We start from the raw sequence: 15124 nt of genomic DNA, 5'->3' as shown, positions 1-15124 counted from the left end.
ATTGCCTGAGAACGAGGTTTTTATGTCCGAACACGCCGCTGCCGCCAGCAAAAGGCCCGATGAATATGTGCCCTGGCGCGAATTTCTGACCAGTGGATACACCGCATCGCTTGCACTTGTCAGCCTTGGTGTCTGGCTGCATGCAGCGGACAGTTTGGTTGTTGCAACGATGTTGCCCGCCATGATCGCGGATATCGGCGGCGCGGCCTTTGTCAGCTGGACTGTTTCGATCTACGAGATTGGGTCGATTGTTGCCGGGGCCGCCAGCGCGTTGATCACCATGCGTTACGGCTTGCGCGGCCCGATGAGCATTGCGGCATTTCTGTTTGGCGCAGGCTGCGCCGCAAGCGCGATCAGCCCCAACATGGGCCTGCTGTTGATTGGCCGCGCCTTACAGGGCTTTGGCGGAGGCGGCCTTGTGGCGATGTGTTTTGTTGCCCTCGGCGTGCTTTTTCCGCGTCGCTACGCCGCGCGGGCGCTGGCGGTTGTGTCGGCGTTCTGGGGCATGTCTGCGTTTCTGGGGCCGCTGATCGGTGGCCTTTTTGTTGAATATGCCAATTGGCGTCTGGGCTTTTGGTTCTTCGCAATGCTTTCGTTCATGCTGTCTGCCTGGATCGCCCTGCGCCAGGAAACCGCCACTCTTGAACAGGGTAAAATCGGCACCCGGTTTCCGCTGTCGCGACTGGCGCTGCTTTGCCTTGCTGTCGTCTTGATCTCATATGGAGGGGTGCGGGTCGAGGCCCTGCGCACCAGTGCGTTGATTGGTGCGGGCGTCCTCTGTCTGATCTGGTTCTTCCGGCGTGACGGGCTTGCCGGACCGGACCGTTTGTTGCCCCACGCGCCGCTAGACCCGCGCCATGCCACCGGGGCCACTCTGCTGATGCTCATGATGTTGCCCATGGCCACGGTCGCGATCACCGCGTATGGTCCATTGCTGATGACGGTTGTGCACGGCACATCGGCCCTGACCGCCGGGTACGTGGTGGCCTGCTCCTCTATCGGGTGGACATTGGCCGCCGTAAGCGTCAGCGGCTCACCGGAACGTTTTGACAGGATCTGGATTGCCATTGGAATGGCTGTGACCACACTGAGCATTGCGGGCTTTGTCTATGCAGTACCAGCCGGGCCGGTCTGGCTGATCGCAGTTTGCGCATTGGCCGAGGGGGGTGGTTTCGGGCTGGCCTATACCTTTATTCTCAGGCGCATTACGGCTGTTGCCCCAGAAGAAGACATGCAGCGCATCACCGGGGCGATCCCGACAATGCAACGGATCGGATATGCATTGGGCGCGGCCTATATCGGGATCATCGCAAATGCATCGGGATTCCTCAGCATTCAGACCCCGGACGATGCGGGCACTGTGGCGCGTATCCTCTTTCTCGCCTGTTTGCCTTTGGCAGTGGTCGGGCTGGTCGCCATGCTCGGTCTGGTGCGCCGTCACCCCTATGACGCGTCGCTTTAGGCGCACCGATGAGTTAAATCAACAGACCCGCCGCCCCTTCATGACGCAGCAGGGCCACCTTGGTCTCAACCCCGCCCGCACCTGAAAAACCGGTCAACCCCTTGGCCCCCATCACCCGATGGCACGGTATGATGATCGGGATCGGATTGCCGCCACAGGCCTGCCCCACCGCTTGGGCAGGTACACCCAACTGTTTGGCGATATCACCATATGTCACCGTATGGCCAAAGGGGATTGCCGACATCGCGCTGCAAACATCACGCTGGAAATCGCTGCCCTTCACTCGCAACGGAAGATCGAAAACCTCGCGCTCAGCAGCGGCATAGGCTGCCAATTGCGCCATCGCTTCATCCAGTAGATCGGAGGCATCTTGCTGCGCAGTGCGCGCCCAGCCTAACGCCGTGATCGCCCCCGCTTCTTCGGTCAGGGTCAGGTCGCCAAATTGCGTGGGGACGGTGCGCTGTTTCATCAGGCAAGAATGCACCCGTGGTCACGCAATCTCAATCCGAAACATGCGGATAAGGCGGGCCGAGGCCCGCCCTACCAAATTTCAGCAGGTCAGGCTTCAGCCCGATATTTCGCTCACAGCCGCGTCACAGCGCCCACATACGCCCGGATGGGCATGGGTGCCCACACCCGGCAAGACCTTCCAGCAACGCTCACATTTGTCGCCCGTTGCCTTGGTAAAGACAACCGCCACCCCATCGGTTTCCGGCATGCGGAAAGCCTCTGCCGGGGCGGCATCGCCGCTCACCGTGATATCAGATGTAATGCTCACATCCTCAAACGACACGGTTTGCAGTGCCGCGCGCTGATCCGCATCTGAGACATAGACCACCGGGGCCGCCTCAAGCGACGCACCGATAACCTTGTTGGTACGCTCGACTTCCAGCGCCGCGGTCACCACACGTCGTGCGGTCCGTACCTTGGCCCATTTCGCTGCCAGTTCCGCATCAAGCCATGCCTCTGGTGTCTCAGGCATATCGGTCAGGTGAATGGAACTTTCATCCCCCGGATACCGCTCAAGCCAGACCTCTTCCATGGTGAACACCAGCACCGGGGCCAGCCACGCGGTCAAACGGTGGAACAGGATATCCAGCACCGACCGCGCGCTGCGCCGCCGCAATGTGTCACCATCGCAATAAAGCGCATCCTTACGGATATCGAAATAGAACGCTGACAGATCTACAGTGGCAAAGGTAAAGACCGCCTGAAACACGCCCTGAAAATCGAACTTTGCATAGCCGTCGCGCACGATTTTATCCAGCTCTGCCACCCGGTGCAGGATAAAACGCTCCAACTCAGGCATGTCGGCGGGATCAACCCGATCCGCTTCACTGAAATCGGTCAGCGACCCAAGCATATAGCGCATGGTATTGCGCAAGCGGCGATAGCTGTCAGCCACGCCTTTCAGAATTTCATCACCAATGCGCTGGTCTGCGGTATAGTCTGTCTGCGCCACCCAAAGCCGCAGGATATCCGCGCCGTATTGCTGCACGATCTTTTCCGGCACGATGGTGTTGCCGATGGATTTGGACATCTTCATGCCTTTGGCATCCAGCGTGAAGCCGTGGGTCACAACATTGCGGTAGGGTGCATGCCCCGTCGTGCCAACCGATTGCAACAGCGACGAATGGAACCAGCCCCGATGCTGATCGGTCCCCTCCATGTAGACGTCGGCGATCCCGTCCTCGGACCCATCGGGACGGTCACGCAGGGTAAAGGCATGGGTTGATCCGCTGTCAAACCACACATCCAGAATGTCCGTCACCTGGTCATATTCGTCCGGGTTCACGATGCCCGTCAGGAACCGCTCTTTCGCGCCATCCGCATACCAAACATCCGCGCCATCAGCCTCAAACGCGTCAACGATCCGCTTGTTCACCTGCGGGTCACGCAGCAGGAACTCTTCGTCGGTTGGCAATACGCCTTTTTTGATAAAGCAGGTCAACGGCACGCCCCAAGCCCGCTGTCGCGACAGCACCCAGTCGGGCCGCGCCTCCATCATTGAATGCAGACGGTTGCGCCCTGATTTTGGCGTCCAGTTCACATTGTCGATCTCGGTCAGCGCCCGTTCGCGGATGGTTCGCCCGTGCATGTCCAGCCCATCGCCCACGACCTTGTCAATCGCCACGAACCACTGCGGCGTATTGCGATAGATCACAGGTGCCTTGGACCGCCACGAATGCGGATAGCTGTGCTTGATCTTGCCACGCGCCAACAACCCGCCAACCTCGATCAGCTTGTCGATGATCGCGGCATTGGCGTTGCCTTCCTTGCCATTGGGTTTCAGGATCGCCTTGCCCCCAAAGAACGGCAGGTCATCGCGGAACCGCCCATCGGGGTTCACGTTATAGGTGATCACCTGTTCGAGCATGCCCAGATCACGGTAAAGCTCATATTCCTCAAGACCATGGGACGGGGCACAATGCACGAAACCCGTACCCTCGGTGTCGGTGACGAAATCAGCGGCGCGGAAATCGCGACTGTCGTCCCATTCGCCATTTGCCCCCTCGGCCCCGGCCAAAGGATGCTGCAACTTGATCTTGCGCAGATCATCGGGCGTCACATCACACAACCGGCGATACATTGTTTCGTCCAGCCGCGCCCGGCCCAGCACATCTGCCGCCAGATCGTCTGCGATCAAATACCGCTCACCGATACGCGCCCAACATTCCTCGGGTCGCCCGGTGATCTCATACAGACCATAAGAAATACCCTCACCCCACACGACCGCCTTGTTTGACGGCATGGTCCAGGGCGTCGTCGTCCAGATTACGACATAGGCGTTGTCCAGCGTCGCATCATCCGTGCCGATAACCTTGAACTTAACCCAAACGGTGTGACTTTCCTTGTCGTGATACTCGACCTCCGCTTCGGCCAGCGCTGTCTGCTCAACCGGCGACCACATCACCGGCTTGGACCCCTGATACAAGGTCCCGTTCATCAAGAACTTCATAAATTCCTCGGCAATCACCCGCTCGGCGTGGAAATCCATCGTCAGATACGGATCAGCCCAATTGCCGGTCACGCCCAACCGCTTGAATTCCTCGCGCTGGATGTCCACCCAGCCCCGTGCAAATTCGCGACACTCACTGCGAAACTCGTTGATCGGTACGTCGTCCTTATCGCGGCCCTGCTTGCGGTACTGCTCTTCGATCTTCCATTCGATGGGCAAGCCGTGACAATCCCAACCGGGGATATAGCGCGCATCGAACCCCATCATCTGATGGCTGCGCACGATCATGTCCTTGATCGTTTTGTTCAGCGCATGCCCGATGTGCAGATGCCCGTTCGCATAGGGCGGTCCGTCATGCAGCGTAAAGACCTTGCGTCCCGGCTTTTCGCGCAACCGGTCATAAACCCCGATCTTCTCCCAGCGTGCCAGCCATTCCGGCTCGCGTTTGGGCAACCCCGCGCGCATCGGAAAATCTGTCTTGGGCAGGTTCAGCGTTGATTTATAGTCGTGTGTTTCTGGCGTATCGGCGCACATGGCGGGCGTCCTTTGGCAAATCTTTTTACGGGATGGATGATCTGGGTGCGAGCGGCTCAAACACCTCAAGCCCGGCGTCTCAAAATATCAGAGCGCCGGGGTTATAATTCGAATAATGATCGCAGCAAAACGGGTCATGCGGCGCTTATAAGCAGCGGCCCCGGTCCCGACAAGCCCCAAGGCCATCGCTTCACCCTTTCTTAAATACCGTCAACAATCGCCCCCGTGCACCGCCGTCCGAGGGGGTGTAGCGATCATTCATTCACATGCGCCCATACGGCGGACATGACCACTGATCCCTCGCCCACGGCGCTGGCCACCCTCTTGACCGACCCTGCGCGGACATCACCAACAGCGAACACACCCGGCAAGGATGTCTCATACTGGGTGGCACCGCCGACCTCCGACCCGGTGCGCACAAATCCCTTGTCATCCAGATCAACCAATCCTGACAACCAGTCGGTATTTGGTGCCGCACCCACCATGATAAAAAGCGCGGCTACCTTGAGCGTCCAGTCCTGACCGCCCAGACGATCATGTAGTTTGACCGCGTTCAGGCCGGTTTCGCCGTGCAATTCCGTCACTTCCGTCTGGGTGTGCACGGTGATGTTGGGGTGCGCATTCAGACGGCTCAGAAGATAATCTGACATCGATGACGCCAGCGACGGGCCGCGCACCAACACATGCACATGGGTGGCATAGCGCGTCAGATACATCGCAGCCTGCCCTGCAGAATTGCCGCCACCGATGATTGCAACATCCGATCCTTTGCACCACCGCGCCTCGACTTCAGTTGCGGAATAGTAAACGCCCGACCCCTCAAACTCCTCTAACCTGTCCAGAGGCATGCGCCGATACTGCACACCTGTTGCCACAATCAAGCTGCGCGCGCTGACAGACTGGCCATTTTCCAGCGCCACATGAAACCGCTTTTTCTCGCATTGGGTCAGATCTGTCGCCCGGTGTGGTACGGCAAATCGCGTGCCGAATTTCATCGCCTGCACCTCACCGCGCCCCACCAGATCTCCGCCCGAAATGCCCGTTGGAAAGCCCATGTAATTTTCGATGCGGCTGGATGTGCCGGCCTGTCCGCCAATTGCCATATCCTCCAACACAAGCGCGCTCAGACCTTCCGCTCCGGCATAAACCCCTGCTGCCACGCCAGATGGTCCGCCCCCAACAATCAGCACGTCGAAAAGATCATCCGTCTGAACCGCCAGACCCAGTCCGATCACTGCGGCAACGGCCTCTGGCGTGTGCGGTTCGATTTTCTGGTCTTTGCCAAAAATAACTGCCGGATAGGCCCGGTCAATCTGACAACGCGCGGCCAGATCATTGCCCTCATCAGACGTGATCGCGACTTCGCGGTAGGGAATTCGGTTGCGTGCGGCAAAACTGGCAATCCGCCGAATGTCAGCGCTTTCCTCACCCCCCAGCAGCGTCAGCGCACTGTCAGCGTGTTCGACCGCCCGCCTGCGCCGCGCCGCCAGAACGGTGACGACAATATCGCTCATCTCCGGCATGTCCGACATCAGGCTCAGCATGTCCTGACGCGGCACACACAGAACCTTGCTGTCCCTGACAGCGCGTGCACCAGCCAATGACACACCACCCGACAAGAACTGCAGATCGCCAAAAAACTGACCCGCGCCAAGTGTTGCATTTCCCATTCGCTCGGATGTGCGCGGGTCAACGGCCTCAACCTCGCCTTCCAGCACGTAGTGCAACTGATCCATCACAGCGCCCGGTTCTTGCACCATGTCGCCGCTCTTGAAGTCGCTGATGGTCCCGACCTTGCGCATCGCCGCGACGTGGCTTTGGCTCAACGGCGTGCGCACCATGGTGGCCAGATCGTCAGCAAAACTTTCCATCAGCTTTCCTTTCCCTGACCAAACAACCCACCAAGGCTTCGCTTGATGATAGTGCGCACTTTGGGGCGCTTTTCGGCTGCGAACGGCAATGGCCTGCAGACTTCAATCGCGGCCACGCCAACACGGGCGGTCAGTGCCCCGTTTACCAGCCCCTCACCAAAGCGGCGGCTTAGCTTGCCCAACAAAGACCCACCAAGGATCGGCTCAAGCATGTCATCACCCACCGCCACGGCCCCGGTGGCCACCAGATGGGACAGCACCGCACGGGTCAGCCGCCAAGACCCGAAAAATCCAGACCGCCCACCATAGACTTCGGCTACGCGCCGGATCATCCGCAAATTGCTGGTCAGGGCCGCGGCAACGTCCGCAAGCGCTATCGGCACCAGCGCGGTGACCGTTGCAACCTGCCGGGCTGCGGCTTCGACCTCACGGCTGGCGGCGCGGTCCAGCGGGGCCAGCAACTCGACTTCCGCCAGCGCCAGCAACCCTTGTGCATCCAATTGATCACCGCGCAATTCTGCCAGACGGTCCCGGCCCCAGCGGGTGTCTTCGCGCCCTTTATAAAGACTTACCAAATGGTCCGTGACATTGCGTGCCGCCGTCAAATCCCCTTGCGCCAATGCTTCACCGGCCTCATGGCGCAATCCGTCAAGCCGCGCCAACCGACCAAATGCCGCTATCTCGCGCAAACATATCAGCGCCAGCACCAGCAGAAATGCGGCGATCAGCACCGTCATCGCCCAGCCAAGCAACGGATAGCGCGCGATCAGGTTGGTCACAAAATTCCACGCTGCGATGGACACAAGCGCCGCAACCAGCGCGCCACCGAGCGCCCAAAAGAGCCGCATCAACAGTGAGGGTTTGCGCGCCGCCAACCGCGCTGCGATCTGCATCGCCTGACCCTGCGGCGCAGGGACCGTGAGATCAGGAACCGGAGGGGCCTCTGACACGGCCGGACGCGGTTTGCTGTCTTTTTCAAGATCAAAAAGGACGGGTCCTTTTGCCATCACGCGGCCTCCACTTTCCATTCATACCGGACATCGGGCAGTTTCTCATCTGTATTGCTGCCATCGGTGCGTGCCACCTCGACAAACCCATGGCGTTCATAAAACGCGCACGCCCGCACATTGACCTGAAACGTCCAAAGGCTCAGATGCGCCGCCTTGGCCCGCGCGTCATCGAGAAGCGCCGATCCAACACCGTGTCCTCTGACACTTCGGGTCACATAAAGCGCATCAATCTCGGTGCCATCACTGGCAATAAACCCAACCACACCCCCGTCGTGTTCGGCCACTGTCACCCATCCCCGGTCTATCAAATGACCGGCATGGGCGATGTTTTCGGCCCGCGTATGCAGGCTCGGCATCCAGCTGGTTGTTTCTGCAAATTCAGACAATATCGCGCCAACGGTGCCAGCGTCTGTTGTGCGTGCCGGGCGCAGGTGGGTCACAACCGATCCCCAATCAAAAATTCCGCCACTCTGTCGAGCCGGATATGCGGCGGTCCGTCACCGGGCTTGAGGTTCAGGGGTGCCGGGGCAAAGCGCATCACCTGATAATCCTGATCCAGCCATTTTTCCGCCCCCTTGCGCGCCGGATTAAGCAGATGTGCAGGGTCTTGCGGCAAATCACCAGGATAAAAAGCGGCCTCTTTGCCGGTCTCAAGCAGGGTGCCGCGCACCACCTCCAATGTCTCGCCGTCATGGCTCATTGTGGCCTCGGTCGTGGCACGCAAGGATGCAATTGCCATCGCTGCAGTGCCCGCACCTGCATATTGCGCCCGGTCGCGCGCCTCACGGGTCAATGCCTCCATGATCGCGGTCAGGCGCGGGTGCTGTACATGATGCAAATGATCCGCCTTGGTGGCCGCAAATAGGATTTTCTCAACCCTCTTGCCACCCAAAAGACTGCTCAGAAAACCATTGCGACCGGGCCGAAACGCCGCAAGAATCTCGGCCATTGCTGCGCGCAGATCCTCGACCGCCCGCGGGCCCTGATTGATGGCACCCAATGCGTCAACCAGCACCACCTGACGGTCGATGCGCGCAAAATGGTCCCTAAAAAACGGAAGAACGACCTGTCGCTTATACGCCTCAAACCGCCGCGCCATTTCCCGGATCAGCGACCCGCGCGGCCCGGTATCGGTGCCCGGCAGCGGTGCAAAAGTCAGTACCGGCGATCCCGCCAGATCACCGGGCAACAAAAACCGCCCCGGTGTGCAATCGGAATACCCACTTGCCCGCGCCCTTTGCAGATACGCGGCAAAGGATGCGGCAAGTGATTTGGCCTCTGTCTCTTCTAGCTTGGTTTGCGGATCTGTCTTGGCAACCAACGCACGATACTCGATCGCTTCTTCACGGGTCTCAATACGCCCCAGAACCTGCGCCGACCAGTTTGTATAGCTGATGTCCATAAGCGCAAGATCAAGCAGCCATTCGCCGGGGTAATCCACGATATCAAGGTGAATGGTGCGCGGCCCCTGCAGGCCGGCAAGCAGCCCGTTGGGCCGCACCTTGAGCGACAATCGCAGTTCAGAAATGGCCCGTGTGCTGTCCGGCCAATGTGGCGTCGGACCCGTCAGCGCCCCCAAATGCGCCTCATAATCAAAGCGTGGGATGGTGTCGTCGGGTTGTGGCTGTAAAAACGCGGCCTCAATCCGGCCCTCGGATGCGGCCAACAGCCCCGGCATCCGCCCCCGGTCCAGCAGGTTTGCCACAAGTGACGTAATAAAAACCGTCTTGCCGGACCGCGCAAGCCCGGTCACGCCCAACCGGATCACCGGCTCGAAAAAGGTCTCTGACACGGTGTCCTGCACCGCCTCAACCTGCCGCCAGATGCCATCGGCAATGCGTGAGATAACCAAAACTGCACCCGCCTCAAAATTGTCCTTGCCGCAACATAAGGGTCCGGCACAGGGATTGCCAGAAGCAGGCCACCACGCTAGACGCTGCAAATGCCCCGCTATGCCCTGAAAATTGAATACAACGGCGCGCCATTTGTGGGTTGGCAGCGCCAGACATCGCTGGCTTCGGTGCAGGGTGCGGTTGAGGCGGCGCTGGCCAAATTGGAACCGCACGATCACAAGATCGCCGCCGCCGGGCGCACCGATGCGGGCGTACATGCTCTGGGTCAGGTGGCGCATTGTGACATGAGCGCGCAATGGGATCCATTTCGATTGTCAGAGGCTTTGAATTACCACCTTAAACCGCAGCCTGTTGCGATTGTGGATTGTGCCGCCGTAGGGCATGATTTTCACGCACGCTTCGCAGCACTTGAACGCCGCTACCTCTTTCGCATCCTGTGCCGCCGCGCCCCGGCGACCCATCAGGCGGGTCTGGTCTGGCAGGTCAAAAATGATTTGGACGTGGATGCGATGCAGGAGGGCGCAAACATCTTATTGGGCAAACATGACTTCACGACGTTTCGGTCGACCATCTGTCAGGCCGACAGCCCCGTCAAAACGCTGGATCATCTTCGCGTAACGCGGGTCGAGACAATTGCCGGAACCGAAGTGCATTTTGACGTCCGCGCGCGGTCGTTCCTGCACAATCAGGTGCGTAGCTTTGTGGGGACGCTGGAACTTGTCGGGGCGGGGTCATGGACGCCTGCGGATGTCCAGACCGCCCTTGATGCCCGCGACCGTGCGGCCTGTGGCACGGTGTGCCCACCGCATGGATTGTATCTGGCCGGGGTGTCCTATCCCACCGATCCATTTGCGTAAGATTAGGGTAACGCGTTCCAGTCGCCGTGAAACTTGCCCTCTTCATCCACCCGGTCAAACCCATGCGCCCCAAAGAAATCACGCTGTGCCTGAATAAGGTTGGCGGTGCCACGTCCCCGGCGCATTGTGTCGTACCATGCTAATGATGCCGACAGCGCCGGCAAGGCGACACCCAACGACACGCCCGCCGCGACCACCCGGCGCAGGGCACCGATGCTGTCAGCCACTCGCGCACGCATCGTAGGCGCAAGAATGAGGTGACCGGCAGGCAAATCGCTGCGAAACGCATCCGCAAAATCATCCAACAGCGCTGAACGAATGATGCACCCGGCACGCCAGATCTCGGATATCCGCGCCATGTCGAGCGACCATTCAAATTCCTCGGAGGCCGCCGACAAGAGGCGGAACCCTTGCGCATGGGCCAGAATACGGCCCACAAGCAGTGCCATTTCCAGATCATCGTCGCCGGGCATATCCACGTCCTGCACACCTGCCGCCGACAGCGGTTCGGCCATCAATCGGGTATCTTTTTCAGACGACCACCCGCGTGCGCCCACCGCAGCCTCAATGGTGCTGGCCGACTGCCCCAGTTTCAAGGCTTCGATCAACGTCCAACGTCCTGTACCTTTTTGTCCGGCCTGATCGCGGATCACATCAACCATCGGCTTGCCGGTTCTGCTGTCCGTCGATTGCAGCGCTGCGGCTGATACCTCAATCAGGTACGAAGACAGCGGCCCCTCTTGCCACCGCTCAAAGAGCGCTCCGATCTCGTGCGCGCCTTGCCCACCTGCATCGCGCAGCATCCCATAAACCTCTGCGATCATCTGCATATCGGCGTATTCGATGCCGTTGTGCACAGTCTTTACGAAATGCCCCGCACCATCCGGGCCCAGATGCGCCACGCAAGGATCGTTCTCAAATTTGGCCGCAATCGCCTCTGCCATCGGTCGCAGCTGTTGCCACGAATGATCGGACCCACCCACCATCAGGGATGGTCCGTGGCGCGCGCCTTCTTCCCCCCCGGACACGCCCATTCCAACAAAATGCAATCCCGATTCCGCCATTGCAGCGGATCGGCGGCGCGTCGCGTTGAAATCAGCGTTGCCGCCGTCAATGATCGTGTCGCCCTCACTCAGCAAGGGGGTGATCGCCTCAATCATCTCATCCATCGGTTCACCAGAGGGGATCATGAACAAGATGCTGCGCGGCTGTGCGATGGCTTTGACAAAGTCTTCAAGCGCCTTGGTGCCGGTCAGTTTGGGTGCCAAGGGCCCCGCTTCGTCGATGAACGCGGTAACCCAATCGCTCTCTCGGTTGCAAACCGCCACTTCAAATCCGTGATCTGCAAGATTAAGTGCCAAAGCGGAGCCCATCGTCCCCAACCCATAGACGCCAATATCCGCGCCGCTCTTGGTCTTGTTCATAAAGCCTCTTGCCCCTTTTTTGACAGATCAAGAGTGATACGGCAGATCGCGCAGCGCAAGACCAGTTCAACAATTTGATTTCAATTGAAAATTGAGTTATACACAGGTGTTAAGAATAATAAACAAAACCTGAGGCACTCTGGATACTCATTATGATGCACGTTTTTAAACGCGCATGGGCAGATATGTTCATGCCGATATTGCGCCGACCCAAACGGGTGCAGGTTGCCGCACTTTGTTACCGTGATACGGACGAAGGCAAACGTGTTCTGCTGATCACAAGTCGGGATACCGGACGCTGGATCGTGCCCAAGGGCTGGCCAATTGACGGGCTCGACGGGCCCGGTGCGGCTTTGCAGGAAGCCTGGGAAGAAGCCGGTGTCAAAAAGGCCGACATAGAATCAGAACCGGTCGGCCTTTACGCATACGACAAAGGTCTTGGCGAAGGCATGACAGTGCCGGTTGAGGCGCGGGTATATCTGACCCGCGTGCGCAATCTCAGCGAGGAATATCCAGATTCGAACCTGCGAAAACGCGCATGGTTTGCCCCGCAAGAGGCCGCAGATCTGGTGGACGAGCCTGATCTCAAGGCGATTTTGCGCGCTCTTTAGCCCCCCTGTTGAACGTCACCATTTTGTAACAGACCTGCAATGACGCGCTTGCACGGGCACGCGGTCTATGTCACCTCATCCGCGACCAATTATGTTTCCGGGGGGATAACTGGGCATGGCCAACGCACCGCAAGGCAGCCAGTGGAAAACGCTGGACACAGACCTTAACCGCATCAGTCAAGTTGAACTGGCCACCGCCTATGTCGGACGCCCGATGGTCGGCATGGGCATCGCGCTTGCGTTCATGGTGCTGGCCGGTGTTGCTGCGGCCGTTTTCTTTGGCCAAACGCCGGTAAGTTTTGTCGTTGTCGTGGCGGCGATTTTCGGGGCCTACATGGCCGTGAACATCGGTGCCAATGATGTGGCCAATAATATGGGGCCGGCGGTGGGGGCCAACGCGCTGACTATGGGCGGTGCGATCCTGATTGCCGCACTGTGCGAAAGTGCCGGGGCGCTTTTGGCTGGCGGCGATGTTGTCTCGACCATCTCAAAGGGCATCATTGATCCAGCCTCTATCGCGGATACAAAAGTCTTTGTCTGGGCGATGATGGCGGCGCTGATCTCGTCTGCTTTGTGGGTCAACCTGGCGACATGGGTCGGTGCGCCGGTGTCCACCACACATTCCGTGGTTGGCGGCGTCATGGGGGCAGGTATTGCCGCCGCGGGCCTTGGTGCGGTCAACTGGTCGTCCATGAGCCTGATCGCCGCAAGCTGGGTCATTTCTCCGGTGCTGGGCGGTGGTGTCGCTGCCCTGTTTCTGGCGTTCATCAAGGCGCGCATCATCTACCAACAAGACAAGATCGCCGCGGCACGCATTTGGGTCCCCGTGCTGGTGGGCATTATGGCCGGGGTTTTTGCCGTCTATCTGGCGCTCAAAGGCCTTAAGAAGGTGATCGACGTTGACATGCCCACGGCGCTGTTGATTGGCGCTGTTGTCGGGGCTCTGGCCTTTGCGATATCGACACCGATGATCCGGCGCAAATCCGAAGGCATGGAAAACCGCAATAAGTCGGTCAAGCTGCTCTTTGGTCTGCCGCTGGTGTTCTCTGCCGCCCTGCTCAGCTTTGCGCATGGGGCCAATGACGTGGCCAACGCCGTGGGCCCACTAGCGGCGATTGTGCATGCAACAGAGTTCGGGGTGTCCGAGGCCAAGGTGGTGATCCCGCTTTGGGTCATGGTCATCGGGGCCTTTGGCATCTCCTTCGGGCTGTTTCTTTTTGGTCCCAAACTGATCCGCATGGTCGGCAGCCAGATCACCAAGCTTAATCCAATGCGGGCCTATTGTGTGGCTTTGTCAGCCGCTATTACCGTGATTATCGCCAGTTGGCTGGGCCTGCCCGTCAGCTCAACCCATATCGCGGTGGGGGGCGTCTTTGGCGTGGGCTTTTACCGCGAATGGCATATGGAACGGCGGTTGCGCAGCCCTGATGTGCAGGCAGGGACCGTCAAGCGCATCGCCCCCGAAGAACGCCGCCGCCGCAAGCTGGTGCGCCGCTCGCATTTCATGACCATTGTTGCGGCTTGGGTGATCACGGTGCCTGCCGCCGCGACCATGTCTGCACTGGTGTTCTGGGTGCTCAATGCCATAGCGAACTGAGACCCGGATGTCCGCCTCAGATTACCAGCACCAGCATGAGGATGGAGGCCGCCAACACCGCCATCCCCGCCCATTCACGCCCCGTAATGCGTTCGTGAAAAAACAAGGTTGAGGCCGCGACGCTCAGGATCAACTCCACCTGCCCCAGCGCTTTGACATAGGCTGCGTTCTGCAAGGTGAACGCGATGAACCAGCACAGGCTGCCGCCCATCGATGTCAGCCCAATCCACACGGCAACACGCCGCGCAGACCAGACCGCGCGCATCTGGCCCGGTTCACGAAGCCGCAGCCAGACCATCATGATCAGCGTTTGCATCACAACCACAGCGGCCAATGTGATGGTGGCGCGCAAAATCGGATCATCTTCGATAATCGTCAGGCTTGCGCCCCGGTAGGTAACTGCCGAGATCGAGAACAAGAAACCGGACGCGATCCCAAGGGCCGCCGCCCGTTTGTTCACCTGACCCATGTGCCAGCCTTGCGCGTCCTCGCCGCCCGACAGCAACAGCAATCCCACAATGCCTAGGGCGATTGCGGCAAAACCAATCAGCGTGACGCCTTCGCCCAGCACGATCCAGCCCATCAGGACGGTCTGGATAACTTCGGTTTTCTTGAACGTGATACCGACAGCAAAATTGCGTTGTTTGAACAGCAACACCACACAAACCGTCGCCGTTATCTGTGCGGTCGCTCCAAACAGGCCGTAAATCCAGAAATTCAGATTGAGCGCTGGCATCGGTTTGCCAGAGATTACCAAATAGGTGGCCAGCAGACCAAGGATGAACGGAGCGGAATAGATAAACCGGGAAAAGGTGGCCCCGGCGGCGGACAGCGTTGTTGTCGACAGATGCTTTTGCAACATGAAACGGCCGGTCTGAAAGACCGCGGCGGCGATGCTGACAATGATCCAGAGATCAGGAATGGGACTGTTCATCCCTTCCCATAC

The 15124-nt window shown here is 59.2% G+C and carries 12 protein-coding genes; 4 read left to right on the top strand and 8 right to left on the bottom strand.

The window, feature by feature from the left end; genetic code table 11:
- Positions 1 to 22 precede the first annotated feature (22 nt).
- Entirely contained in the window at positions 23 to 1462 is a 1440-nt protein-coding gene (locus ACEWL3_RS04320) for an MFS transporter (RefSeq protein ID WP_386177815.1), read from the top strand.
- 13 nt (positions 1463 to 1475) lie between these two features.
- Here the strand turns inward: ACEWL3_RS04320 and ACEWL3_RS04315 are convergent, their stop codons facing one another.
- The 6 genes from ACEWL3_RS04315 to ACEWL3_RS04290 all read right to left on the bottom strand — a co-directional run bounded on the left by ACEWL3_RS04315 (position 1476) and on the right by ACEWL3_RS04290 (position 9688).
- A complete protein-coding gene (locus ACEWL3_RS04315; protein WP_386177813.1) occupies positions 1476 to 1931 on the bottom strand; it encodes a methylated-DNA--[protein]-cysteine S-methyltransferase in 456 nt (151 codons plus the stop codon).
- 96 nt (positions 1932 to 2027) lie between these two features.
- Positions 2028 to 4955 carry an isoleucine--tRNA ligase gene (gene ileS / locus ACEWL3_RS04310; protein WP_386177811.1) on the bottom strand — a complete coding sequence of 976 codons (2928 nt, stop codon included), beginning with the start codon at positions 4953 to 4955 and terminating at the stop codon, positions 2028 to 2030.
- A 254-nt stretch (positions 4956 to 5209) separates the two neighbouring features.
- Positions 5210 to 6826: an FAD-dependent oxidoreductase gene (locus tag ACEWL3_RS04305; protein ID WP_386177809.1), complete on the bottom strand. Its 1617-nt coding sequence runs from the start codon at positions 6824 to 6826 to the stop codon at positions 5210 to 5212.
- Complete coding sequence (locus ACEWL3_RS04300) at positions 6826 to 7833, bottom strand: YcjF family protein (RefSeq protein WP_386177807.1); 1008 nt, start codon at positions 7831 to 7833, stop codon at positions 6826 to 6828. The genes ACEWL3_RS04305 and ACEWL3_RS04300 overlap by 1 nt, the downstream gene beginning before the upstream one ends.
- Complete coding sequence (locus tag ACEWL3_RS04295) at positions 7833 to 8276, bottom strand: GNAT family N-acetyltransferase (RefSeq protein ID WP_386177805.1); 444 nt, start codon at positions 8274 to 8276, stop codon at positions 7833 to 7835. Before ACEWL3_RS04295 ends, ACEWL3_RS04300 begins: the two co-directional genes overlap by 1 nt.
- Positions 8273 to 9688, bottom strand: coding sequence for a YcjX family GTP-binding protein (locus ACEWL3_RS04290; protein ID WP_386177803.1), 1416 nt, complete (start codon positions 9686 to 9688; stop codon positions 8273 to 8275). The genes ACEWL3_RS04295 and ACEWL3_RS04290 overlap by 4 nt, the downstream gene beginning before the upstream one ends.
- A gap of 90 nt (positions 9689 to 9778) precedes the next feature.
- Between ACEWL3_RS04290 and truA the strand changes: the two genes are divergently transcribed.
- Positions 9779 to 10546 carry a tRNA pseudouridine(38-40) synthase TruA gene (gene truA / locus ACEWL3_RS04285; protein ID WP_386177801.1) on the top strand — a complete coding sequence of 256 codons (768 nt, stop codon included), beginning with the start codon at positions 9779 to 9781 and terminating at the stop codon, positions 10544 to 10546.
- 2 nt (positions 10547 to 10548) lie between these two features.
- On the opposite strand, the gene gnd is transcribed toward truA, so the two are convergent.
- On the bottom strand, positions 10549 to 11970 hold the full coding sequence (gene gnd / locus ACEWL3_RS04280) for an NADP-dependent phosphogluconate dehydrogenase (protein WP_386177799.1): 1422 nt from the start codon (positions 11968 to 11970) through the stop codon (positions 10549 to 10551).
- Between the two features lie 152 nt (positions 11971 to 12122).
- On the opposite strand from gnd, the gene ACEWL3_RS04275 reads away from it, so the two are divergent.
- Together ACEWL3_RS04275 and ACEWL3_RS04270 are read left to right on the top strand one after the other, a co-directional pair.
- Positions 12123 to 12581, top strand: a complete 459-nt coding sequence (locus tag ACEWL3_RS04275) for an NUDIX hydrolase (RefSeq protein WP_386177797.1) — start codon at positions 12123 to 12125, stop codon at positions 12579 to 12581.
- Positions 12582 to 12696: 115 nt separating this feature from the next.
- Entirely contained in the window at positions 12697 to 14178 is a 1482-nt protein-coding gene (locus ACEWL3_RS04270; protein WP_386177795.1) for an inorganic phosphate transporter, read from the top strand.
- A gap of 16 nt (positions 14179 to 14194) precedes the next feature.
- Here ACEWL3_RS04270 and ACEWL3_RS04265 read toward each other — a convergent pair whose 3' ends face one another.
- A complete protein-coding gene (locus tag ACEWL3_RS04265; protein WP_386177793.1) occupies positions 14195 to 15112 on the bottom strand; it encodes a DMT family transporter in 918 nt (305 codons plus the stop codon).
- Positions 15113 to 15124 lie beyond the last annotated feature (12 nt).

Source organism: Sulfitobacter sediminivivens, from assembly GCF_042611115.2.
In the GTDB taxonomy this organism is placed as follows: Bacteria; Pseudomonadota; Alphaproteobacteria; order Rhodobacterales; family Rhodobacteraceae; genus Sulfitobacter; species Sulfitobacter sediminivivens.
The sequence above is the reverse complement of the archived record's forward strand: the minus strand, read 5'-3'. Positions and strand labels throughout refer to the sequence as shown.

Bases quoted from the DNA above. Each gene is read 5' to 3' on its own strand.
- ACEWL3_RS04270 (WP_386177795.1), top strand. From the start codon at position 12,697: ATGGCCAACGCACCGCAAGGCAGCCAGTGGAAAACGCTGGACACAGAC.
- ACEWL3_RS04265 (WP_386177793.1), bottom strand. From the start codon at position 15,112: ATGAACAGTCCCATTCCTGATCTCTGGATCATTGTCAGCATCGCCGCC.
- ACEWL3_RS04300 (WP_386177807.1), bottom strand. From the start codon at position 7,833: ATGGCAAAAGGACCCGTCCTTTTTGATCTTGAAAAAGACAGCAAACCG.
- ACEWL3_RS04275 (WP_386177797.1), top strand. From the start codon at position 12,123: ATGATGCACGTTTTTAAACGCGCATGGGCAGATATGTTCATGCCGATA.
- ACEWL3_RS04320 (WP_386177815.1), top strand. From the start codon at position 23: ATGTCCGAACACGCCGCTGCCGCCAGCAAAAGGCCCGATGAATATGTG.
- ACEWL3_RS04315 (WP_386177813.1), bottom strand. From the start codon at position 1,931: ATGAAACAGCGCACCGTCCCCACGCAATTTGGCGACCTGACCCTGACC.
- ileS (WP_386177811.1), bottom strand. From the start codon at position 4,955: ATGTGCGCCGATACGCCAGAAACACACGACTATAAATCAACGCTGAAC.
- gnd (WP_386177799.1), bottom strand. From the start codon at position 11,970: ATGAACAAGACCAAGAGCGGCGCGGATATTGGCGTCTATGGGTTGGGG.
- ACEWL3_RS04305 (WP_386177809.1), bottom strand. From the start codon at position 6,826: ATGGAAAGTTTTGCTGACGATCTGGCCACCATGGTGCGCACGCCGTTG.
- truA (WP_386177801.1), top strand. From the start codon at position 9,779: ATGCCCCGCTATGCCCTGAAAATTGAATACAACGGCGCGCCATTTGTG.